Source organism: Rubripirellula amarantea, assembly GCF_007859865.1.
GTDB lineage: Bacteria > Planctomycetota > Planctomycetia > Pirellulales > Pirellulaceae > Rubripirellula > Rubripirellula amarantea.
Genome location: NZ_SJPI01000002.1, coordinates 458515 through 483319, shown reverse-complemented (window position 1 = coordinate 483319; position 24805 = coordinate 458515). Strand labels below are relative to the sequence as shown.

The following is a 24805-nucleotide window of genomic DNA, read 5'->3' as shown; positions in this document are numbered from 1 at the left end:
GAGAAGTGTTCAAGATAGGAGGTAGCCGAAACAAGTTAAACTACAACTTCGATTCGTTACGTCATCCACTCTATCGCTGGCGTTCGCCGAATCAATGGCCGACGAAACATTTTTCTCGTTTGCGAATGCTTTCCCACACAGAATCCTTCAAATGCATAAACGAGTATCCCGGCCAACGTGGTCAGACCGACAATTCCCGCCAAACTATTCGCACTGATCGACCGCCTCAATTCGCGATGCCCAGATCTCGCAACGCTTCGGCATTTATGTTGTCCGCATCCAACAGAACGTTTGGATCTGCGCTACCACTTCTTTGAACGAACTTTGTGAATACTTCGTCGACGCTATGAGAATTGAGAGCTGAACCTCTTCGCTTCCGATCGCTCCATGGTTCCCAGGCATCCTTTGATTGCACAACCAATTCGGGCGCCACGTTCCGTTCGCTCTCATCCTTCGCCAATACAATATTAGAAAAATTGAACTTCACGAGCGCGGTATCAACTTCCACCCACACTGTTGCCGTGTCGGTGCGTAGGTCAAACGCATAGGCGCCGCCAGTATTATTGCCGGGTCGATTATCTAGCCATGATCCAATCACTGCCACATCGCCGTCGATGGCGATGCTGACACCGTACTCGTCGGCCTTGGTGACTTGTTCGTTCGTCAGTACACGGGTTTGCGTCCAGGTGTTGGCCGCGTTTTCAAACAGGTAAGCGCTGCCCGAACGATCGCCACCGATGTCGGCTTGGATCGCACCGGAGACAATCCGTGAACCGTCAATGGCGACTGACATTCCCAAACGGTCGCCTGCCGCACCGTCGCTGGCGAGCAATTTGGTGGTTTGGCCCCAATTGTTGGCACCACCTTCATCCCGCGAAAACACGTAAACGCTACCGAGTTGATTCGAGCCACCGGTATCGTCCAAGGGCGCGCCCACCGCAACCAAAGTTCCATCGACGCTGACACTGAAGCCAAATTGGTCGTTTGCTGATCCGTCACCCGCTTCAAGGGCTGCGACCTCACCCCAGTTTTCAGTTCCGCCCTGGTCGCGATCAAAGACATAGACAGCACCGGTATCGCTCGCCGATCCGTTATGGCGGAATGCCCCAACCGCGATTCGGTCAGCGTCGATCGAAACCGATTGACCAAACCGATCGCCGGCCAATTGGGTACTTCCGATCAGCTTTTTGACCTCTCCCCAATTGTCCGTGCCGCCATGATCACGCTCAAACACATAGGCCGCTCCAGAGGAGATACCGACGGGATCGGCGACGCTTGCCCCGACGACGACGGTATTGCCAGAGACGTCGACCGATCGACCAAACAGGTCACGTTTGGCGGTATCGCTGCCAACAATCTTTGTGATGCGGCCCCAATTGTCGGCACCGCCGATATCGCGTCCAAAGATATAAGCGGCGCCGGAGCGGAACCCGATGTCGCGATCCGCTTGGGCCGCGACAACGACGACATCTCCATCGATCGCGACACTCCAACCAAACTGTGATTGAGCGTCGGTGGAATCCAGGTCGCCGTTTAGCTGCGCAACCTGCGTCCAACTGGCATCACCGGTTCGCTGGTAAACGAAAGCAGAACCGGCGTTGGCTAAGCCATTGGGATCGTCCAGGTAAGCGCCGACAACAGCATAGTCTCCATCAATATCGACAGAGAATCCAAACCGATCACCGCTACTTGCCTCCGATCCGATCAACTCAACGTCATTCATCGCGATCGTATAGTCGAACGAGTCAGTGCCAGTAAAGCCGACGTCCGGTGTGTAGGTGAAGGTGCCATCGCCATTGCTCACTACCGCACCATTTCCCGGTGTTGTGTACTCGATGATCTCTAGATCGCCCGCGGGTTCGTCGTTTGATAACACTGAAACGACAACAGGATTCGCTTCCGTCGTGATCGCCAGGTCATCCACTGCGATTGGCAGATCGAGCTCGAGGTGCAAGTCAAGCTGATTGCCTTCGACGACCAGGGCCCATGTTTGTCCTGCTTCTGCGAAGGGAAGATCGACGGAATTAAAGGATCCTGAAAATCCTGAGGTTGCGGTCATCAAAGTGAATGAGTCACCCACATTTGGTACGTATTGGTCAATCAAAGAAACGGACAGATTGCCGCTCAACGTGACGCTGCCGTTGTGATTGACCTGATCGTGATCGACGCCTGGTACTAAACCACCGACCTCCATCAACGTGTTGCTGGTTGCCGTGTATTCGACGCTACCATTGCTAACCTGCGCTGGACTAGCGCCGGGGCTGTACGTGCCTGTTAACCGCACATTGCTTAGTGAACCGATACCGTCCAGGAAGCCGGAAATAGTCACAGGCTCGGCAAGACTGTTCCCTACGATGGAACCATTGTTGCGTATGCGTTGACCAATCTGATCCGGGGAATCAAGAGTTCCGTATCCACTGACCGATTGTCCGGCTAACAACGCGAAACCGTTGGCTGCGACCACGGTTGCACTATTCCCTCCGCCTCCCAGCGTTGTTTGCATCCCGAGTTCGACAGCATTGGAATCCAGAAGCTCAAGGGTCGTGTTTCCCGCGACCACCAATTCCCCCAGCATCTCAAAACCATTCGGCGAAGCCGCGTCTCCGATGAAAGCATCGTCGGTGACATTCAACTGCGACCCAGCGGCGCCTTCGAACCTGGCAGATATCATGCCTCCATTTGCCGTGATCGTTTCGCCGGATTCTAACGATAAGGAAGTCGCACTTAGCGTTCCGCCCGCGTCAATCGTCGTTAGCCCCGAAAGGTTTAGCGATGTCGCTGAACTGACAACGAGTGAGTCCGATCCAACATCGAGAGTTCCGGTGACCTCAAAGGACTGCACATTGGACACCTCGATTGGCTCGATGCCAGTGAACGCGATCAGTGATTGCTGGGCCCCGTTCTGCAACACCAAACTCGCGTTGCCAAGCGTGCTGCCCGCCGATTGGTAGGTTGCCCCCGACGCACCGGTTCCCACAACGACCAGTTCATCCGTTCCACTTGGATCGTTGAACGCTATTCCATCACGAAAGCGAAAGAAGCCAGACGAAAAGTCGAAGGTAAGAGTATCGTCTTGGTTGCCACCGTTGATCACCAGGGAGTGGGCAGATGCAAGTGCGACTGAATCAAGCACGCTGCCCCCATTTGAATTGTCAAGGATCTCAACGTCGCTGCCGTTGAGTGTTACGGTAACGTCGTTGCTACTGCCGCTTGGAAGATTGACGGTTACTTCACCTGGCAACACAGGATTTGATTGCGAAAGCAACTGATAATCCCCGTCACCCCCTTCTGCTTGCACGACAATCGTATAAACACCCGCCGTGACGGCGGTGAAAACAACTTCGGCATTTCTGCCGTCCACCGTATCAGCATCATCAGCGACCACGGTGGCTTGATCCGGCGCGATGATCGTCAGTCTCGGATCCAGCGAATTGCCAACCGACTCGAACTGATCAAGTGGCGTTGCTGTCCGAACGAGCAGCGTCTCATTCGCAGCGAGCGAAACAGAATACCGGTCTTCTGCATCGGTGCTTGCACTAAGCGATCCCATCGCATGTCCATCACTCGGTACGGTTCGGAGTGCAGACACTGCGTCATTAGGCTCGGTATCGACCACCACGGACTCGGCAACCGTAATCGAATACTCCGATTGCAACGCCGCACTAAGCCGAACGTAATAAACACCATCGGCGGGAACAACAAAGTCGAAAATTGCCAAGTCATGATCCGTCGAAACGCCGGCGCTCAAACCGTCGCTCACACCCGAGGCCAATACGGTCGTGCCATCGGGACCAATGATCTGCAACTCGGCGCCTGCGTAACTCTCGGTGCCAAGTGCTTCCAAGACGACATCGACTGTCGTCCCCACCTTGCCAGTCCAATCAATAGAGTACGCATCCACATCTGGTTCTAGCGCGAACTGAACGTCCACGACGTCTCCGTCATTAAGCGACGCAGAGTTTGTACTAACTGAGACGGCTGTCGTGCTATCAGACTGAAAGCCCACCGTAGCCGAAGCTCCTTGATCAACACTTGCATTCCCAAAGAACACGTCTTGATAGGCATACTTAGCCAAGAGGGGACCGCTATCAAAGACCTGAACTTGGAACGTTACCGCGCCACCGAAACTGCGATGCGGACGATCCTGCCATTGAACCACAAACGCAGGAATTCCGTCGATTACGATCTCGTCGTAGTAAATAAGGCTTGCATCGAGATCGTCCCAAAACGGGATCATGGCAGTGTCGATCCCTGAGTTCGGAATCGCGGTGTTGTCCTGAAACAACGGGATCGTTAAGTCGGTTGTCGGAATCAAACTGCCATTGTCATACATCTTCCACACTCCCGCAGGGAAGACCTCGTTACCCACTGAAATCGAAGTCGACAACGATGAGTTGTTGTTAAGCATGAACGTGTTGGACGCGGGCAGCAACGACAGGTCAACAAACTCGGTTGGCGCGCTTCTTTGGACTAACTCAACGGTCGTTCCCGGCGCTGCCTCTGATTTGCCAATGACCCCATAGACCGCCGCATTGTTCGGGTTCACATCGACCACACCTAAGCCAGCCACAAGAGGCAAAGGGGTGGCCATACTTGAATCACTATGCAGGTCTTCTAAAACAGCATTCCGCCAAGCATCCAGAGTGAAATCGGTCGCGCCACTTCCAGTCACCTTGAGTTGCTGCACCCCCGTCGATAGCGCCACCGTCGAAGTCATGACGACGTCGGATCCTGGTGCAGGCGAACTAACCGGCGGTGATACTCCCAGCCACTCTACAATGAGCGTTTCGTTGGTGTCCGGTTGAGCCGTCACTGCGAGAGTTTCCCCCGCGTTGAGTTCAAAATTGAAAAAACGAACGTCAGTTGCATCTGAAAGCGAACCTTCATTGCCAACGCTCTTGAGAATTTGCCCCGCGTCTGGCGCTACCGGTTGCCAACTGCCCAGTTCGTTATCGTCGATGCTCACTTGCAGCGGCGCGACACTAAGTGAAAGCGGATAGTCCGTTTCATCGAAAGTGGAAGTGATTTGATGCTGGATGGTTCCGGTGTGGCTTCCTTCAAAAATGTTGTCATCGACGGCACGAACGAAGATATCGATGGGTGTTTCATCGTTCGCAATCACCGTCAATGATTGCGAGAACTCGATCGCGTCCAGGCTGATCTCGAGCTGATCATCCGCCGTCGCGGTCACTTCCACTTCGCCGTTCGGAGTCGTGCCTAAGAATAGTTGATACGACTCCACGGCCCCGCCCTCGCGCAAATTCGATCCCGCGACGTCAGGTCGAACGTTGACTGCCGGTGTCGTCACTACGTCGATCGATAGTTCATAGAACTGAGCCAGCGCGGTCTCGGTAGAAATCGCAGCATGATAGGTTCCTGCCTGAGGCAAGATTGAATTGATCGACTCAGCCCCTCCGAGACCGCTGATGTCACTACTCGAGATCACGTTTCCGCTGGCGTCGAGCAAATCGAGAATAAGATCTGCACGAGTGAGCAAATCGTAGGGTGCCTGAACACCGCCCTGCGGGCCTTCGTTGTACGTCGGTCCGACTGGCGTGACTGTCACGGTCACATCAGACGCTGCATCAATCGTGAAAGCATACATGTCGAGATCGGATTGGTCGTCGACCGTTAAGAATCCCGTATCAGAAATATCGACCACCGTATCGGTGGCATCACCCCCAAGATCGATGGAACCGCCCGTCGCTATCACTCCGAGGTCGGTGGCATCCGATAGCGAATCATTTGGTTCGAGCGCATCGCCATAAAGACGTTGGATGCCGTAGATGTCATCAAGCTGCGGACCATCAAATCCAACATTCAAAGATGGCTCCATCAGAAACGACGCGTTATTCGAAACGACGTGACTGAGCCCAAGTCCGTGGCCGTGCTCATGGGCAACAATCGTTCTTAGCCGCCGTGAGTTCAACGACGTATTGCTGTAGACCGAATCAGTGGTGTCGATGACCATGTCACCGAGATTCGGACTGCTGTTGTAGGCAAGCACATTGGAATTGCCGTCCAACGCATGGCCAGAGAGACGAATATCGGGACGAACGCCTAGCACTCCTGGTGAACCAGGGAACGACGCACCATCATCGTTCGGTTCGTAAACGTAGGTCACCCCGGAAAGTTCTTCCCAACGATCAAAGGTCGACTCAATCAGTGGAAACCATGGCTCATCCTGATAGTTCGTATCGTTCGTGGTAACTCCATAGATCCCGCCGAGAAATGCAATCAGGTCACTCGGAGCCGTGACCTCGCCTGGAACAGCCCCCCCGGGAATGCTAGTCCCGTCATTGACGAATCCCCACGTCAATGTCGCCGGGTCGCCGAAGGTTAGCCCGCTTCCGTCAGTTGCCGTGGTCGTAAAACGACCGTTGGCTCGGTAGAACTCGATGCCGTCGGACAACGCCACGGCCTCTAGATCACCGAACTCTTCGTGATGGTGTTCATCGTGATGGTGAGAATCAGGGTGGCCTTCAAAGTAGAGATCATCCTCGTCGGACGAATCAATCATCAGCTGAATACCGGCGTTCAACGAGGCTGAGTCCGCGGCAAAGTATTGAGACTCGACGGCGGATACAACGAAGGTTTCGCCGTGATCGGAATCGGGGCAAAACGACTCGAGCGATCCTGCTAAGAGATCTCGACGCTCCAGCAATTCACATTTCAGTGCGCGCCGAAATGGCAGTGCGTGACGAGCTATCAGTGCGCGGCGATATCGTTGACGCCGAACTAGTTTGATTGACCGAGGTGCCATCCCAGAGATCCCAACGTGTCTTGAAAAGGTTTTGCCCGTAAACCCGAACTACAGCTTAAAGCCCGTACACTATACCCCCCCTCCGCTAGCAATGTACCCCTGTGGGAGGCAGAAACGCGAAGCGCGTACGACAGCTGTTCAAGACGTTTTCACGAGCGAGTGCTCGCGGATTCGAAGATCGCATGGCAAGTAAAATCCGCGTGAAAGCAGCATGCAGTCAAAGCGTTTTGTCGCTCGAACTTTCAAACTTTCACTTCGGCCATGCAAACTGTGAGACCAGCCAACGAGGAAGTTTGCTTGTCGGCCTATCTCTCGGCAGTAAACCAAGAAGTCTCTTCGTTGCAACTTACCCGACGATTTCGGCAAGTTAGCCGACCATTTCGCGGACGGCTTTGCGGATTCTTGGGGGCATGATGTAGCGTGGGTTACCTGCTTGATCGTCGCCGCCTTCTTCGGCCAAGCGCAGGAAGCGGATGTCGAAGCGGTTTTCTAGCTTTGCAAAGATCGCCTTGGTGGATCGCATTTTGTTCGGCTGCAGTGACAGTGCTTCATCAAGTTCAGCAAGTGAACGAGGCGTCTCGTCGAGTCGGGCGATGCCTGAGATGAACCGCCAAACCCCGCGCTGACTGATGCGATGCAATTTTTTGTTCAGCGGCAACGCGGCCGGTCCCTGCTTGTCCGCAGATGTTTTGTTGCCGCCAACGAAAACTCAAATGTGTCGGTTTGACCAGGATTCGCGATCGCACCAAAAAACCGGTGGTCTCCTGTCGCGGCCGTTAAAAGCTCACGAGATTCCAACGTTTCGATAATCATCAATCGCTTGATGCGCTTGCTAAGCTTGGCGGGAACCAGTGACCTGCCTTGAGACTTGCTAACGGAACCAAAACTTTTTTCGAGCAAGAATTGCGCAGCGCGGATACGATCGACATGGAAAGGCCTTGGAAAAATAGGAAACGCAAAGAACGCAACCTAAGATGGACCTTGCCTACCAGCTGTTTGGCATCAACGCGGAGGAGAAGTGTTCAAGATAGGAGGTAGCCGAAACAAGTTAAACTACAACTTCGATTCGTTACGTCATCCACTCTATCGCTGGCGTTCGCCGAATCAATGGCCGACGAAACATTTTTCTCGTTTGCGAACACCTTCCCGCAAAGAATCCCTCAAAGGCCTAAACGAGTATTCCGACAACGTGGTTCGACCGACAATTCCCGCCAAACTGTTCGCACTGATCGACTGTCTAATTCGCGATGCCCAGATCTCGCAACGCTTCGGCATTTATGTTGTCCTCATCCAACAGAACGTTTGGATCTGCCCTACCACTTCTTTGAACGAACTTTGTGAATACTTCGTCGACGCTATGAGAATTGAGAGCTGAACCTCTTCGCTTCCGATCGCTCCATGGTTCCCAGGCATCCTTTGATTGCACAACCAATTCGGGCGCCACGTTCCGTTCGCTCTCATCCTTCGCCAATACAATATTAGAAAAATTGAACTTCACGGACGCGGCATCTACGTTAACCCACACTCTTGCCGTGTCGGTGCGTAGGTCAAAGGAGTACGCACCGCCGGAGTTGTTGTGGGGGCGGTTGTCGAGCCAGGAACCGACCAGGGCGATGTTGCCATCGAGCGCAACGCCAATTCCGTATTGATCCCGCAAGCTGACTTCGTCACTGCTCAGTATTCGTGACTGAGACCACACGCCATTGATCTTGCTAAACAAATACGCTCTTCCGGACGAGTCGCCAAACACGTCAGCCAGCGGAGCGCCCGTTATCACCCGCGTCCCATCAAAGTCGACGGACCAGCCCAGGCGATCGCCGGCCGTAGCATCGCTCGCGAGAAGTTTGGTAACTTGGCCCCAGTTGTTGCTGCCGCCCGTATTCTGTCCCAGCATGTAGACAGAGCCGACTTGATTTTGACCACCTTCATCATCAAGCGGCGCACCGACCGCGAGGCTCCCTCCCTTGATCGAGACGCTGTATCCAAAGTTGTCCGCAGCCGCTGCATCGGGAGCTTCGATGGCAGAAAGTTCACCCCAATTGTCTGCACCGTAGCGGTTGCGAACGAATACGTAGGCCGCCCCGCTATCTGTTCCAGCCCCATCATGCCGGAATGCACCGACTGCGACGCGATCATGGTCAATGGATACCGATTGACCGAATCGGTCACCTGCGGCTTGCGTGCTACCGAGCAGTTGCTTGGTCTGTCCCCACGCATTAGATCCACCTTGATTGCGATCAAACACGTAGGCTGAACCAGAGGCCGCGCCCAATGGTGATGCGATGCTAGCGCCAACAACAACCGTGTCACTATCGATGTCGATGGACCGACCAAAGAAGTCGCTCTTGTCGGTATCGTCGCCATAAACTTTAGCGACTCTTCCCCAATTGTCCGTCCCACCCTCGTTCCGGTCAAAGATGTAAGCGGCGCCCGAGCGAAACCCCTTGTCGCCATCGCCTTGAGCACCGACGACTACGGTGTCGCCACTGATCGCGACACTCCAACCGAAGTAACTCTGTTCATCATCGGAATTCAAGTCTCCATTGAGCTGCGCCATCTGAGTCCAGTCCGAGTTGCTTGTGCGATGGTAGACGAACGCAGTGCCCGCATTCGACAATCCATTCGGGTCATCGTAATACGCTCCCACGATGGCGTAATCTCCGTCGATACCGACCGAATAGCCGTAGCGGTCACCGCCGTTGGGCGTAGGGTTGATCAGTTCGGCATTGGTAAACGCAACCGTGTATTCGAACGAATCTGTACCAACGAAGCCCGGATTGGCTTGGTATGTAAAAGTGCCATCGCCGTTTTGAATCAAAGTTCCGTTCGTGGGTGAAGTCGCCGCCACAATCTGCAGCTGATCCGAAGGTTGGTCATTCGCCAGTGCTGAAATTTCCACGGGCGCTGTTTCGATAGTCGTGGCCACGTCATCCTTAGCGAAGAAATCCGCGATCGTGACCAGATAGTCTTCAACCTCGCCATCGGGGGCGAATCCGGTGGGTTCTAAGTCACCCGCTGAACTCACTCGCACGCGAGCGTACGTATCACCGATCAGCGCCGTTTCGGGAACCGCGAAAGTGAGCGTTTGTAATCCGTTAGAAATCTGCGTGCTGTCAAAAATTTGTTCTGAGGCATCCCAGGTTCCGTTGGAATCAAAATCGATCCAAGCATCCAGCATTGCGTTCGGCTCGCCTTGCAAGTCGATGTCGACTTCCGCATCCACATTGCCAATGCGTAGCAACCCAAAGCTCACTCCGTCTTCGTCCGCACCATCACCGTCGGCCGCGAGCGTTGGTTGACCATTCGCTTCGACGTCGCGACTAGGTCCCAAAAGGGGGCCGATGGCTAGGTGATGAGCACCGTTGTCTTGAAGAGTCGTTGGATAAACATTAGGTGCATCGCCAAAGTCGTTCTCAGTGACGGGAACGTCAGCCCGGACAACGACGTCGTCCACATACCAACCCTCGTTTGTGATGCTGAAGTCGGAGGTGAACCGAAAGGCAACCTGAATTGTTTCGCCAACGTACGCGGATATGTCAAGCGAAAGGCTCTCAAAACCCGAAGTGGCTATCGGAAGTGTCCCATCACCCGACTTAGCGATCAGGTGCTCCGTCCCGGCTTGGACAATGCTGACGGAGGCAAAGTCATAGCCGGCTTCCGATTCCAGGAAGTGATTGAAGCTCAACTCGGCTATCGTTGCTTGGGTCAGGTCGATTAGGGGCGATGTAATAGTGCCGTCTTGGTCATTGGCGTAGGAACCTCCTCCGGTCGCACCTTCGCCAGATCCGAAGTAAAAGCTGTCGTCGCTACTGTGCCCCGTGTCCGATCCACGGCCGGTCGAAAGCTCCCACTGGTTTGCACTACCCGAGATTGCAAATCCTTCGTCATCAGGATCTCCAATCTCATTGGAGAAGTCAGCGTTGAAAACAACGTCGAACTCCAAGAAGGTAGCGCTATCGTCAACCACCGCAGGGTTGCCAGTGCCGTCGTCGGCATCCGAATAGGTGACCGTGACTACATCTTCACCCGCTGCTTCCAAACTTCCATTGTCCTGGACGATTGCACCAGACGTCGAAGCTATTGTTCCAATAAATGTGCCGCCGGATTCCGTCAGAGTTATCGTTTCTGAATCGCCCGCGTCGGTTGTCACGACCACGTTGACGGTTCCGCTGCCGCTTAGATCCGTATCTGCGACTTCGATCGTTAACGTATCGCCGACGTCATAGGTGTCACGATCCAAGCTTACAATCCCGGCTGGCGTGGCTTGCAGTATCCCGCGTGATAAAAACACCTGTCGAATCACCGCTTGGTTGACGCCGCCGTTCAAGTTGGCGTCGGCTGTTAGCATCGCCTGCGCAGCAATCGGCATCGTGGCACCTGCGGGTAAAGCAAAGTGGTGCTCCAACACGAGCTGGTCGGTTATCAACGCTCCAAGGGCAGCGCGGATTTCCCAAAGCGCAGCAGACCAAATTTCACCGTCGGCGTGGACCTGGCCAACCAAGTCGTCGGGGTACATCTTGTTGCCATCGACGCGTCTTAGGCAGGGAGGGTTTGATCCACTATACGAAGTCGCGTCCCACTCGCCCACGCAGGCTTCATCACTCGACTGATAGTTGGAATCCCCCGCACCAGCATAAAAACTTGCGGCTAGATAGTCGCCGAACCCTTCCCCCATCGCCCCCATTTCGCCGCCACCCCAGTTGGAGTTTTGGTCGTGTTGAATTGCATGACCATATTCATGCGCAATGATGTCAGCATCCTCGCCATCGTCAACACCTCCATCGCCAAAGTGAACTGCATCATCCGCTGTGGAGTAAAACGATTGATCGTCGTTGTCCCAATGAGCGTTAGCCAACGTTGGAAAATCACGGATGCCGTTGGGTGTCCCGACGTCATCATCAAACCCAAGCGAGTGGATGTACGCTTGAATGGAATCAATCGCGTGATAAATCACCACTTGTTCGAAACGTGGATCATCCCGATCGTACTCGTAAACTCGCGTCGCTTCGTCGGCGTCAACATCGGCAAGTGTTGAACTATTCAACGTCGATAGGTCAACCCATTCACCTTTAAGCAATCCGGTTCCGGCATCAAGTCTTTCAAGCGTTACGGAAACAAGCTGTGATGACAACGCTGCACTATTCGCATCGCTATTGTCTGCCAGTCCGCTACCACTGCCTTGGGTTTGATACGGATTGGGTAAGAATACGTCTCCAGTCCCCGTTGCAAATACAGCTCGATTCTCTTTAAACAGCACTTCACCCGTGTCGGCGCTGACCACTGTATGGAAATCGCCTACCGGCACACTGGACGTGATTGTAGTTTCCCACGCTAACATCGCACCGCCATCCTTTGCCGGATACCACACCAAGTTGCCGGTAGTTGGTGAGCGAGTGGTGATTACGCCGTTCTTATTGATCGCGATCGCGGTCGCATTTTCAATGTCAAGCTTCGGTGTCTCTACTTTCAGGCTCGCCAACTCCGGCCGCGCATCAACATGCAGAGTTTGCACTTCTCCATCGCGCCCCAGGTGCACAGACGCAAACGAACCGTACACTGGTATGCCATCAACAACTTGTTCGAACCTTGCGTGACTGCTGGCTATTCCATGCTTGACCTCCACGAGTCGAAACTCACTGTCGGGTTGAACAATCGCCAATATCTCTATTCCCGCTTGCGCCGGTTCTTTTCGATCTCCTCGATACGAAACGTCGCTATACGTTAAGCGATCATTAGATCCGGGGATAACACTTTCGAATGCGGCGAGCGAGGGTTCGCCTGCAATGGAATCCAGAATCTCGGCAGCCAAAAGCCTCCGAGGTTCAAGCGTTTCGAACGCTGCAAGACGAATTCGCGGTGATTGCCGCGACCGTCGCGATGAATGGAGTGAGCGAGAAAACCTTCGATCGCGAGCACTATTCATGGCACACCTACGGTATACAAAGTATTTGGAAGCCAGCTCACGCATCGACGTAGGCGCGAACAACTCACCCTGGCAGGGGGATACTAACGCTCCACTACGTTCAAGGCAAGCGATTGTTGCTCAACTGACCTCGATTGAACGATAGCCTTCCACTCAGCTTGCGCAGCCTCGCCGATCTTCCCCTTATGACCTACGAGCTTCGATGCAGGATCTAATCAGCCCTCTTCGAGTGCTGCTTGACTTGAGCGGGTTCGGTTGCCTGGGGAATCCAGGTGAGTTGTGGCCAGTGCTTGAGACCGTCGTTGAGTTGAGGGCTTCCCGGTGTGCTGCGTCCGTCCCCAACAATCTGGGTGGCTATTGATGTTAGTCGCGCAACAACGTCAGGGTGCTGCGCACATACGTCGTTCGTTTCGCTGACGTCTTTTTCTAAGTCGTACAACTCAAACGGTTGTTCCCCTGGGCTGGTCTTACCAAAAACTGGCTTAAGACTTCCGCCTGAACCGCGAAACAAATTTAGCTTCCAACGCCCTTCGCGAATGGCGAAGTGGCCGCTTCCCGAGTGGTGCATCATTGGTCCACGCAGTGGTTTCGGATAGTCGTCGCTTCGCATCGCCGGTAGTAGGCTGACACTGTCTTCGCCTGCATCATCAGGCAGTTCAACGCCTAGTAAGTCGGCGCAAGTCGCTAACAAATCAATTTGCCCAACCGGTTCGTCGCAGGTTCGTCCTGCCTTGATCACGGTTGGCCAGCGCATCAAAAACGGGACACGGTGACCTCCCTCGTAGATGTCACGCTTGCCACCTCTGAAGTTTCCTTTGCTGGAATGACCGTAAGGTTTTAGCCGCTTGTCATATCCGTTTTCGGCACCATTGTCGCTGCTGAAAAATACGAGCGTGTTATCAGTCAAACCATGTTGGTCCAACGCTTCGAGCACTTCGCCTACTCGGTGATCGGTTTCCATCATGAAATCACCGTACGCTCCCACCTTGCTCTTGCCGATGAACTCCGGCGACGTGCAGTGAGGTAAGTGTGGCGAGTTCAACGCAAAGTACACAAAAAACGGGCTACCGGATTTGGCTGAGCCCGATTGTCTTTCGATGAACTCTACTGTCTTTTCAGTGCATACCTTCAAACATATGTCGTCGCGAAACGACGGAGCGACTTCGATGTCCGTTTTGCTTTGGCGGTGCGTGTCGTACGGGGGCATGAAGCGAAACGTATCTCGCCCGCGCGATGACTTCTTGTGAGTCCAAAGTGACGGTGGTTGAACCACATGACTATTCTCGACGAAGGCGAGAACACCGAAGTTCATCGAAGCAGGAATACCAAAGAAGTGGTCAAATCCGTGCTCGTTGGGCCCGTCAGTGATCGGCTGAGTCCAATCACGTTTGCCGAAGGTTCCGGGAAACTGCATCTGCAGGTGCCACTTACCAAACATCGCGGTTTGGTAGCCGTTGTCTTGAAATAGCGAAGCAACGGTCATTCGATCTTCGGCGATCAAACAATCACCATCGGAACCCAGGACACCTCGCTTCAGCGTTGTCCGCCAACTGTAACGCCCCGTTAGCAAAGAGTACCGCGACGGTGTGCAAACCGTATCGGAACTATGCCCGTCGGTGAACACCATCCCCTCCGCAGCCAAGCGATCAAGATGGGGTGTTTGAAACCGGGATCGCGGATTGGTTGCACTGATGTCCCCGTAACCTTGATCGTCCGTGTAGATCACGACAACGTTGGGCGGCGGAACCTCAGCGGCAAGCACCTTTCCTACGAAAGATGCCGACAACCCTAAACCGACAACCACTACCAACGCAAATTTCATCGTTCGTTCCGTGATGCAAAATGAATGCGGCGGGTCACGCCAGGGCTTTGAAGAACGATTTGCTTCACGCGGCGGACCGTCTTTGTGAGCGAGCGTCTATGAGAGCGAGCGCATATGTAAGCGACTGTCTATAGAAGCGACCGGCACTATTAGCTAGCGACGCAAGGAGCCAGTCGGATCCACTTGGGACATCATACACCGTCGCTAGTAGCCCATGCTGCGATCGACCTGTACTCAATCTTCAGCAACAAACTTCAACGACAACGCTTTTGAACTAACCCGCCATTTCGCGTACGGCTTTGCGAATCCGCGGGGGCATGATGTAGCGAGGATTGCCTGCTTCGTCATCGCCCGCTTCTTCAGCCAATCGCAGGAACCGGATATCGAATCGGTTCTCCAGCTTCGCGAAGATGGCTTTCGTCGACCGCATCTTGTTGGGCTGCAGCGATAGCGCCTCGTCGAGTTCAGCGAGCGAACGAGGGGATTCGTCGAGTCGGGCGATGCCAGAGATAAACCGCCAGACCCCGCGCTGACTGATGCGATGCAATTTTTGGTTTAGTGGCAACGCGGCCGGTCCCTGCTTGTCCGCAGATGTTTTGTTGCCGCCTTTGTCCCCTGGCTGTGGATCAACACCGGCACGCCGCAGTCGCTCGCGTAATTGTCGGACTCCGCGTTGGCAATCGCCAAGGTCGTCGAGGTTGATCATTAAGAATGGCATAGCGTGTTTTCCGTAAAGGCTTCGTGATGTTCTACATCAGCATATCCCCGACGTCCCCCGCACGCAAGCCGTCCGTGCTGCGTCGCTTTTGCGTGATCAATATTCTGAGCTCGGGATACTCGCCTTTCCCAATCTGTGCCAGACTGCTGCGAATCACCTCAACCGAGAGTGAATTTAGCTCCACGCAAACAACCGCATGGCTCACCTGCGCGGGGCGGCAGAATTTCACAGCGCTAAGGAACACCGATGGGACACCTCGACGAAGTAGGCGAAGCGGATGGGTGGCGATGTTGGTTGTGCGATGAACCGGTCGACCGCGACATGGCAACGAATGATCCGCGCAGTGCCACGGTAGATTCGCGACTCACCAAGGCCCGTGCCAAGAAATTGAAACAAGACAAGTCTGCTTTGCCGCCTGATCGACTCGCTCACAAGAGTTGCAATACGGGCAAAGGGACAAGCGATCCGGTCGTGAAGTGGCCTGACCACCTGATCGTCGTGGACCCAGCGTCCATCATCGCGGCTACCGACCGACTCGAACGCAAGGGCGGACGCGAAACCATGGCTCGCTGCCCGACCAAAGCCGACGCCGAAGAAACGGCTGCATGGTTGATTGATCGAATCTCAAGGTTATCACCCAACCTAAGCTTGACCCACCAAATCACGTCGAGCGGTGGCCAGTACCTCGTCGTCCTGAAAGCTTGACGCGGCGATTGTTGCGATGAATGGATTGGTCGTCCTTGCCGAGACCTTGGAACGAAAACTATCCTACGCAGCGTCGAAGTCGGTCACCGCGGGTCAGCATAAACAAGAGCGGATTGCTTCAACCCTAGTCCACCCGCACCGGTTCCCACTTTGGCAACTGCAGTCTTGCCAACAAAAGGAGCTCTTGAAAGAACGTTCGACGATCGCCGTCCCAACCGCCGTGTAGCTCGAGCTCGATTCGCTGGCTGTGTTACATCTCGCTTAAACGGTTTGCGAGTTGTCAGCCTATGACTCGCTCGCGTTTCAGCGGTCATCCTTCTTGCTGAGTCGGATACTCTGCATGTTCGACTCGATAGAGCGCAAGACCGAGCATCGTCACCGTGAAGGCGGCCAGCACTAACAAGTGAGTCGATGAAGGCTCAGTTCCAAAGATGTTCTCTGCGTTGGTACGCACATCGTCCCACTCCATTCCGTTCGCCAATAAGCCTCGCAAGCGATAGTTGATCGTGAACTTGTTGACCAGCGCGGGGACGAACGACAAGCCGTACTCGACTACCATCGTGTACACCACCGCGCTGACCATTGTGCGTCGATAAAAGAAGGTTCCGATCAGCAGAAAAATGGCGGCGTGCGAGAAACAAGAAAGCACTACCAATCCGCTCATCACCCACCACATCTTCATCATCTCGGGCGTGCCGATGATAAGGACGCAGACCGCCGTGGCGATCAATGCCGCCGACAGGGTCCAAGCCACCGCAGTTAAATACTTTCCAAACAGGACCACTCGCCGGCCGGACCGACGCATGGCGAGATAAATCCAGGTCTGGCCTTCAATCTCGGTACTGATCGCGGGAGTTGCCCACAGTAGCAACCCTAGCAAGCATGTGACTTCGGGAACCAAAAAGTAGAGCGTAAAGCCAAACGGTTCTATGAAATCAGATGGGTCGGCTCTGTCCGCTAATGCTGCGTTGGCGATCCCACGCATCGCCGCAACGATTGCGATCGGGAAAGCGACAAGCACCAACCACATCGCCATTCGTCCCGGTGTGAACGAGCGACGAAGCTCAAACCGCATGATGTCCAAAGGAAGCGTCAAACGATTCATGGAGCCTCTCCCCGATGTCGGCGCAACAGTGACTCAAAGACTGCTTCCAAGTTTCCATTGGGTGTTCGCAACTGGGAAATGGTTAACCTATCGTCACGTATCCACGTTGCGATCCGATCGTAGAACTCCATGGGCTCTCGCAGCGATACTCGCAATTCGTCCTTGGTTTGATTCCAATCCATCGCATCCACCCAATCGACGTCGGCGAAGCGGTGTATCAACTTAGCGACGTCGTTTCCGACCAGGCAAATTTCTTGAGGAGTCTCCGCCAGCAACGATTCAATCTCATCAGCCGTACCCGAAGCGAGTAGACGACCGCCGTGGATCAGCAAGAACGACGACGTCACCGATTCGATCTCTTGCAACACATGACTGGCAAAGATTAACCCGCGTCCGTTGTCGGTCCATTCCTTCAGTAACCGTGTCATGTCGTTGCGACCGACCGGATCGAGCCCGTTGTAAGGCTCATCCAGAATCAGCAAATCGGGATCATGCGCGATCGCCTGGGCAATCTTCGTTCGTTGACGCATGCCCAACGAATACGTCCCCATCGGTCGATGCATCGCGTCCGTCATACCAACAGTTTCAAGAGCCGTTTCGGCAAGCGATCGGCTTTCGGTTCGGGCAATGCCATGCAGCCTCACTTGATAGGTCACCCACTCGATTGCCGAGACGTTGGGGTACAGCACATCGGACGCCGGACACAGACCGATCCGCCTGAGCAAACGACGATCGCTGGCGGGATCGCAATCGAATACGCGAAGGGTTCCCAAGGTCGGACGGAAATGACCAATTAGTAGGTTAATCAGCGTCGTTTTGCCCGAACCGTTCGGGCCAATCAATCCGAACGCTCCCGTTGGAATCTCGAGCGTTAAGTCGTTAACTCCGACGACGTTTCCGTACATCTTGCTGACATGGTTCAACTCAATCATCACTAAACACTTAGCCTCGCGATGACTCGACGACGGACCATCCAAAACGAGATCACGGTGATCGCTACCAGCACTAGGACCGCCGGAACGACGCTCGCCGCAGACGTGTCCAGACCGAACACCCAAGATTCGACCTTCCCCAAGGTGTGGTAAGGAGATAGCAATCGGTAACGATCGGCGTCGAACTCTATGTTTTCCCACCGACGTCTTCCCCGCGTTCGATTCTGCTCCGCCGACGCTACCACGGCGGTCGTTGAAGTCAGCACCTGATAAGCAACGAACCCCATCGCCCAAGTGGCGAACCAAGCGAACGTGGCGTAACGGCTTTCCGATGTCAACGACGAATACGCGATCGCCAGCGCCGTTGTGGGAATCATCAAGACCGCCGACGCACCAAGAATGCGAAGCGGCACGTCCCATGTCTGCATCACGACCGAAAGATCGGGCGACAACAGCACTCCGAGCACATAAACCAACAACGCAGGCAACGTTGCAATCATTGCCAGCAGAAACCAAATCACCGCGGACTTACCAAGGATGTATTGCGACGGAGATAGCGGCCGCGAAAAGTACATCAAGTAAGCTTTCGTCCGTAGATCGTATGAAACCAACATCGGTGCGATCAACCCGATCAACACTACCATCGCAACCAATTGAGGATACCGAAAAAACGTCAGGATCAACGACGACCAAACTTGGTGCCTGGCCTCTTCAGGATTCTCGATGATCTGCTGAGCAAGCTCAGGTTGATTGAGCGGACCACGGGCGATCTGGAAAATCGCACGCTGCATGCCGGGATCTGTCGATGAATACTCGAACGCAAAAATTCCCAACGCGGGAAAAACCACCGGCAGCCAAGCAAGCATCAACATTGTTCGTAACCAACGACGTCGCCAAACCAATGAAATGCTGCTGCGAGCGACCACCCATGGCCTTAGCCAACGAGCCATCCGCTGGCCTCGCCACGGGCGATAACCGAGATCATGAACAGGCATCGTCGGCCTCCGCAACCATCGACGCAGGCGTCACCGAACTACCGGTCGCGACGTCCATGAAAATTTGGTCGAGCGAATTGACCGCTGGTTCGAGCCGACGAATGCCCGTGTTTGTCTCAGCCGCCAGTTCCCAAATCTTGCTGGCGTTTTTCTGCTCAATGCCTTCCACTCGCAATCCATAACTTTCGGTGTCTTGATGAACGGTGTATCCCGCAGTCTGCAATCGCGAGATGAGATCGGTTGGATCGTTGACGGTCGAAACATGCATGGTGGGTTCCGCGGGTCGACTGAGCTGTTCAAGCGAACTTTCAACGCGAACCGTTCCGCCGACCAGGATGACCACGTGATCACAAACACTTCGAACATCGGGCAAAATATGAGTGGACAGGATCACGGACTTGCAGTGCTCGGTCGCCAAGTTTCGAATCCGACGCAACATTGCGAGACGTTGATCGGGATCGAGCCCCGTCGTCGGCTCATCCAGAATTAACAGCGGCGGGTCATGAACCAACGCCTGCGCAAACTTCAATTTTTGCCGCATGCCGGTCGAATACGATTCCACTTCGCGGTAGCGTTCTTCGCCAAACCCGCAGTAGTCCATCATTTCGTGCGAACGCCGTAGGCCTTCCTTCGACGATAGCCCGGATAATCGTGCCATCAGCGTGACCGACTCAATCCCCACGAGACCCGCGACGTAGCAATCATCCTCGGGAAGATAGCCAATGTGATCGCGTATGATCCTGGCATCGCGAGGCCATTGAAAATCGAGCACCCGACCGTGGCCTGTTTGAACGTGCAACAGTCCCAGCAACGACTTGATCAACGTACTCTTGCCCGACCCGTTGGGACCAAGCAACCCTGTCACTCCCTTGGGAATGTTCAGCGACACATCACGCAGCGCGTCGATGTTGCCGTATCGTTTGCTGACGCCTTGAAGCTCAACAATTCCGCTGGATTCGCTCAATGCTGATCTATTCCGCTACAACCGAAGGAGTAGCCGGCGGCGCAGGAGCGTCGGGAGCAGGGGCGAGCGACTTCGAATGATCTGCGTTGTCAGCGTTGTCAGCGGTTTCTGAGTTTGCAAGTTCGCTCGGTACCGAGGATACATCAATCGAACCGTTGCTGGTGGTGAGCCGCAGCGTCGCAGCGGTCTTGCCTTCTGCGAGTTGATGGCTCGATCCCGATTTCACTTTCGATCCGTTAACGATAACTTTACCGTTGCTCGTCGTTGCGGTCACACTCGTCGCCCCCTCCGGCGACGCTCCTTCGAACAGTCTAACATGAATCGCTCCATTGCTTGTATTCACCGAGTGATCACCAGGCTCGAGGTTTCCCGAAACCTCCACCCTGCCATTGCTGGTTTGAACCTGCAGGTCCTTCAAATGATCTCCGTCAACGGTGATATTGCCGTTGGACGAGTTGGCATGCACGACACCTTTCGCATTCTTGATTTCGATCTTGCCGTTGCTCGTCTTGGCCGTCATTCCCCCCACGATTCCGTCTGTCCGGATCGCTCCATTGGTCGAAGTTGCCTCGACCTCTAACGACTTAGGCAACGTGACCACCAACGACGCTCCGCCACTAATCCCAATGGGAACCGCAACGCGAATGAACGCTTCGCCGTCGTTGACGCCCGTTTGCAATTCAATCAGATCAAGATTCTCTTGGGCTGCTTCGATCGTACGGCCTCGACCATGGACCACCGCCTGAACCTCGATCGCATCGACGTCTGACCAAAGGCACTCAATTCCGCCGTTGACCGTCTTGATGACGCACTTGCCAGACTCGGGCAACGGAACTTCGATTGACTCGGTCCGTTTCGCCGTTTCAGCCACCATGCTTGCTATCAGCCCACATCCCACCGAACTTAATGCCAACCAAACGGTGCCAACGTGGAGGGCAAAGACAGAGGATTTTTTCATCGGGACGCCATTCTCGGAGCAAAATCGAAGACTGATAATGTTGATCAATGTAGGTCTTTCGAGCGCCGGCCCCGTTTCTTGGTTTGCGATTAGCCTTTTCCCGATAACGGTTCGGCCGACGTGAGAATCGTATCAGAAAACTCCTGATCGAGCGTCTCAAGGGTAGAACTCGACGGTCCCGGCGTTGGGCGATTCCAAGTCGAACGCACCGCTGAAACGATGTACACACCTCATCCGTTTGCGTTCGCTTCTGGACGATTCGTGTTTGCTCACCCAGTTTTGCTCACCGGTTGCCACCTGGTTGCTACCTCATGGTTGCTAGCCCGTACTTGATCCAAGCGAACGTTCAACCCGCCAAGGCGGAGTTTTCGCTTCTATCAAGCCTTACCGGTTTCACCAGCACTGACGTGATCGACAGCATCAGCGGTACCGCGGCGGCTGCAGGATTGATCACCGGAACGGGCACCTTTGACTTCTCGGGCGCGAGCGGACTGCAAAACGTTGCCGCAGGAGACATCGCCGAATTCCGAATCTATGTTCACAACTCCGGTGCCAATCCCATGACCCGCATCGGCATCGGCCAAGCATTCGGCACCAATGGCACCGCTGACCTAACGCTCAACGGAACCATTAACGCAGCAGCAGTGCCTGAACCGAGTTTGCTGGCACTGCTCGGGTGCATGGGACTGTTCGCGATTGAGGTGCGACGACGAAAAGCCGCCGCAGCAAGTCGTGCACATTAGGCCCGTCGTGCACATCAGGCCAATTTGCGAACGCTATTTGATGAATAGCATTTCCTGGTAAGTCGGCAGCGGCCACAAATCGTCAGCCACAACGCCTTCCAAGGCATCGACACACTGACGAACGGCCAGCATCGACGGCAACACCACGTCACAGCGATGACGTACTTCGTCGGCCATCGTGCTAGCCTGCTCATCGGCTACCGCGTACTCGAGCGCCGCTACGCTGTCTTGCAACGCTTTGACGAGCGAAGTCAACGAGTCCAAGGTGTCGGTATCAAACTCGTACCCGACCAACTTCAGGTTCGCACACGTGGACGCCAATTCCGACTGGTAACGGATCGCCGCTGGGAAAATCTGGCGTTTGGCCATGCTGATTACCAGGTTGGCTTCAACGTCCACCTTTAAACAGTACTGTTCTTGATACGTCTCAAAGCGACTATGCAATTCACGCTTAGACAACACGCCGTACTTCTCGAACAAGTCTTCGACTACTGGCTTCACCAATTCGGGAAACGCATCGGCAGCGGTTGGCAGATTCTTCAACCCGCGACGAGCGGCCTCTTCGTGCCACTCTTGGGAATACCCGTCGCCATCAAACAGAACACTTGAACATTCGGTGATGATCTCAGTCAGCAGAGACTGGATCGCTTCGTTAAGAGCATCCGGATCTCCCTGCGTCGCCTCTTCGAGTTTCGTTGCGCAGTAATCCACCGACTCCGCGATGATGGTGTTCATCGCCACCAACGGACCGGCGATGGATTGCTCGGAACCGACCGCGCGAAACTCGAATCGGTTTCCGGTGAACGCAAACGGGCTAGTGCGATTTCGATCTCCCGAATCCTTTGGCAATGGAGGCAGTACATCGACTCCCACGGTCAAGGTTCCCGATTTGATCGACGAGCTTGCGCCCCCGTTCTTGATCTGGTTAAACACATCAGTCAACTGGTCACCCAAGAAAATAGAGATGATCGCCGGAGGAGCTTCGTTGGCGCCGAGTCGATGATCGTTGCCAGCGGACGCAACGACCGCTCGCAGCAATCCTTGATGTCGATAGACCGCTCGAATCACGGCAGCACAAAAAACGAGAAACTGTGCATTCTCATGAGGTGTTTCTCCGGGGTCGAGCATGTTGCCTTGCGAACTACTGCCCAACGACCAATTGACATGTTTGCCAGATCCGTTCACGCCTGCAAACGGCTTCTCATGCATCAAGCAAGCCATGCCGTATTTCTCAGCCGTCTTGGTCAACGTGCTCATCATTTGCTGCTGGTGATCGGCCGCCAAGTTCGCGGATTCAAACACCGGCGCAACTTCGAATTGCCCTGGCGCGACTTCGTTGTGCCGTGTCTTGACCGGAATCCCAAGCTTGAACAACTGCCGTTCGGCATCCAACATGAAAGCCAGCACGCGTTCAGGGATGTGGCCAAAGTAGTGATCGTCGAACTCTTGTCCCTTGGGTGGCTTACATCCAAACAGGGTTCGCCCGGCAGTGACCAGATCGGTACGAGCGAAGTAGAAGTGACGATCGATCAGGAAGTATTCCTGCTCGGGACCAGCCGTCGAGGCAACGAAGGCACCATCGGCGTGACCAAACAGCTTCAATACACGCTGAGCTTGCAAGTTAAGTGCTTGCATCGAACGAAGCACCGGCGTCTTCTTGTCCAACGCTTCGCCAGACCAAGAAACAAACGCCGTGGGAATACAAAGCGTCGTCCCGTTGGGATTTTCAAGAATGTAGGCGGGACTGGTGACGTCCCAAATCGTGTAGCCACGCGCTTGCGACGTCACACGAATTCCGCCGGTTGGAAAACTCGATCCGTCCGGTTCACCCTGCACGAGTTGTTTGCCGCTGAATTCACTCAGCGTGCTGCCGTCACTTGTCGGCGACAGAAAGCTGTCGTGCTTTTCGGCGGTTGATCCGGTGAGTGGGTAAAAGATGTGCGCGTAGTGAGTGGCACCTTTCTCGACAGCCCAATCCTTCATCGCCGAAGCGACAATGTCAGCGGATGATGGGTCAAGCTTCTCGCCTGATTCGATCGTCATCATCAACGACTTGTAGACCGACTTGGGCAACCGATCTTTCATCACTGACTTGGTAAACACGTTGGCCGCGTAGTATTCCTGCGGCGGAACGTCTTCAAAGTCTACCGGCGGCGAAGAAATCGCGTAGTTGATTGCGGCGGCCAGAGCGGATTGGCGAGGCGACCCGGCACCGTTGGCATGGTTGGTGCCGGACGCTGAACCTGAGAATGCTTGGCCAGACTTTGCCGGCGGAGTAAGTGTCGTACTCACGGGAGACTCCTGATAGAAAATGGGCGGGGAACCAGCTTCAAACTCAAGCGAGTCTCAGCTCAGGTTGACCCCGAGTGCGGGAGCCTTCTTTAAACGCAAACGTCGGGCCCGTCCCCGGATACCCAGCGACGCAAGATCCAATCCATTGCGATTCGTTGCGGTCACTCACCAACGCAACTTGAGGCATTCCGACCAAATATCGTCATAATTCCCAGGGAATTCCATGAGTGTGCCGACGGCACCCAGGAAGCCATCAAGATGAATATCTGTCGCAAAAAATCGATTGATTTCCTTCAACCGCTAGAAGCAGACACCCTCGCCCTGGCAACTGCATAGATCTTGCGCACGCGAGTGCCCACCGCAATGGCACTACAGCAAACCGCCAACCATCCGCATTTCACGTCACAACGATCCAAGCGATTACTCCACCTCCACTTAACCACGTCCACATAACCACCGCCACTTAACCACCGCGACGCAGTTCAGCGACCATTGCGAACACGCGTCAATCAAGATCGCGAGCGCCCCTCATCAAACGATGGTGAACAAACGGTACCGGACACCTTTTCTTCACCCGGTACCGGACACCTTTTCTTCACCACACCTTTTCTTCACCAATCCATTGCGATTCGTTGCGGTCACTCACCAACGCAACTTGAGGCATTCCGACCAAATATCGTCATCATTCCCAGGGAATTCCATGAGTGTGCCGACGGCACCCAGGAAGCCATCAAGATGAATATTTGTCGCAAAAAATCGCTGGATTTCCTTCAACCGCTAGAAGCAGACACCCTCGCCTTGGCAACTGCATAGATCTTGCGCACGCGAGTGCCCACCGCAATGGCACTACAGCAAACCGCCAACCATCCGCATTTCACGTCACAA

The 24805-nt window shown here is 54.5% G+C and carries 13 protein-coding genes; 2 read left to right on the top strand and 11 right to left on the bottom strand.

What is annotated here, in order from left to right:
* Positions 1–226: 226 nt before the first annotated feature.
* The 5 genes from Pla22_RS15170 to Pla22_RS15150 form a co-directional block, all read right to left on the bottom strand.
* Complete coding sequence (locus tag Pla22_RS15170) at positions 227–6664, bottom strand: Ig-like domain-containing protein (RefSeq protein WP_165440692.1); 6438 nt, start codon at positions 6662–6664, stop codon at positions 227–229.
* 466 nt (positions 6665–7130) lie between these two features.
* Positions 7131–7421 carry a hypothetical protein gene (locus Pla22_RS15165; RefSeq protein ID WP_146515684.1) on the bottom strand — a complete coding sequence of 97 codons (291 nt, stop codon included), beginning with the start codon at positions 7419–7421 and terminating at the stop codon, positions 7131–7133.
* Positions 7422–8000: 579 nt separating this feature from the next.
* Positions 8001–12686 (bottom strand): GEVED domain-containing protein, encoded by a 4686-nt coding sequence (locus Pla22_RS15160; RefSeq protein WP_165440691.1) that lies wholly within the window; start codon positions 12684–12686, stop codon positions 8001–8003.
* A gap of 211 nt (positions 12687–12897) precedes the next feature.
* Entirely contained in the window at positions 12898–14508 is a 1611-nt protein-coding gene (locus tag Pla22_RS15155) for a sulfatase family protein (protein WP_146515682.1), read from the bottom strand.
* A 274-nt stretch (positions 14509–14782) separates the two neighbouring features.
* The gene (locus Pla22_RS15150; RefSeq protein ID WP_146515681.1) at positions 14783–15226 is read right to left on the bottom strand and encodes a site-specific integrase; all 444 of its coding nucleotides are present in this window, start codon (positions 15224–15226) and stop codon (positions 14783–14785) included.
* Positions 15227–15472: 246 nt separating this feature from the next.
* Between Pla22_RS15150 and Pla22_RS15145 the strand changes: the two genes are divergently transcribed.
* Positions 15473–15931 (top strand): hypothetical protein, encoded by a 459-nt coding sequence (locus Pla22_RS15145; RefSeq protein WP_146515680.1) that lies wholly within the window; start codon positions 15473–15475, stop codon positions 15929–15931.
* A 310-nt stretch (positions 15932–16241) separates the two neighbouring features.
* On the opposite strand, the gene Pla22_RS15140 is transcribed toward Pla22_RS15145, so the two are convergent.
* Genes Pla22_RS15140 through Pla22_RS15120 form a run of 5 tightly spaced genes read right to left on the bottom strand, consistent with a single transcriptional unit; the run spans position 16242 to position 20885 of the window.
* The gene (locus Pla22_RS15140; RefSeq protein ID WP_146515679.1) at positions 16242–17036 is read right to left on the bottom strand and encodes a hypothetical protein; all 795 of its coding nucleotides are present in this window, start codon (positions 17034–17036) and stop codon (positions 16242–16244) included.
* Positions 17033–17968, bottom strand: coding sequence for an ABC transporter ATP-binding protein (locus Pla22_RS15135; protein WP_146515678.1), 936 nt, complete (start codon positions 17966–17968; stop codon positions 17033–17035). Before Pla22_RS15135 ends, Pla22_RS15140 begins: the two co-directional genes overlap by 4 nt.
* A gap of 2 nt (positions 17969–17970) precedes the next feature.
* Positions 17971–18963: an ABC transporter permease subunit gene (locus tag Pla22_RS15130; protein WP_242632078.1), complete on the bottom strand. Its 993-nt coding sequence runs from the start codon at positions 18961–18963 to the stop codon at positions 17971–17973.
* Positions 18950–19927, bottom strand: coding sequence for an ABC transporter ATP-binding protein (locus tag Pla22_RS15125; RefSeq protein ID WP_146515677.1), 978 nt, complete (start codon positions 19925–19927; stop codon positions 18950–18952). The genes Pla22_RS15130 and Pla22_RS15125 overlap by 14 nt, the downstream gene beginning before the upstream one ends.
* A 7-nt stretch (positions 19928–19934) precedes the next feature.
* The gene (locus tag Pla22_RS15120; RefSeq protein WP_146515676.1) at positions 19935–20885 is read right to left on the bottom strand and encodes a DUF4097 family beta strand repeat-containing protein; all 951 of its coding nucleotides are present in this window, start codon (positions 20883–20885) and stop codon (positions 19935–19937) included.
* A gap of 311 nt (positions 20886–21196) precedes the next feature.
* On the opposite strand from Pla22_RS15120, the gene Pla22_RS15115 reads away from it, so the two are divergent.
* Positions 21197–21628 carry a hypothetical protein gene (locus Pla22_RS15115; protein ID WP_146515675.1) on the top strand — a complete coding sequence of 144 codons (432 nt, stop codon included), beginning with the start codon at positions 21197–21199 and terminating at the stop codon, positions 21626–21628.
* Between the two features lie 33 nt (positions 21629–21661).
* Here the strand turns inward: Pla22_RS15115 and Pla22_RS15110 are convergent, their stop codons facing one another.
* Positions 21662–23920 carry a glutamine synthetase III family protein gene (locus Pla22_RS15110; protein WP_146515674.1) on the bottom strand — a complete coding sequence of 753 codons (2259 nt, stop codon included), beginning with the start codon at positions 23918–23920 and terminating at the stop codon, positions 21662–21664.
* Between the last annotated feature and the right edge of the window lie 885 nt (positions 23921–24805).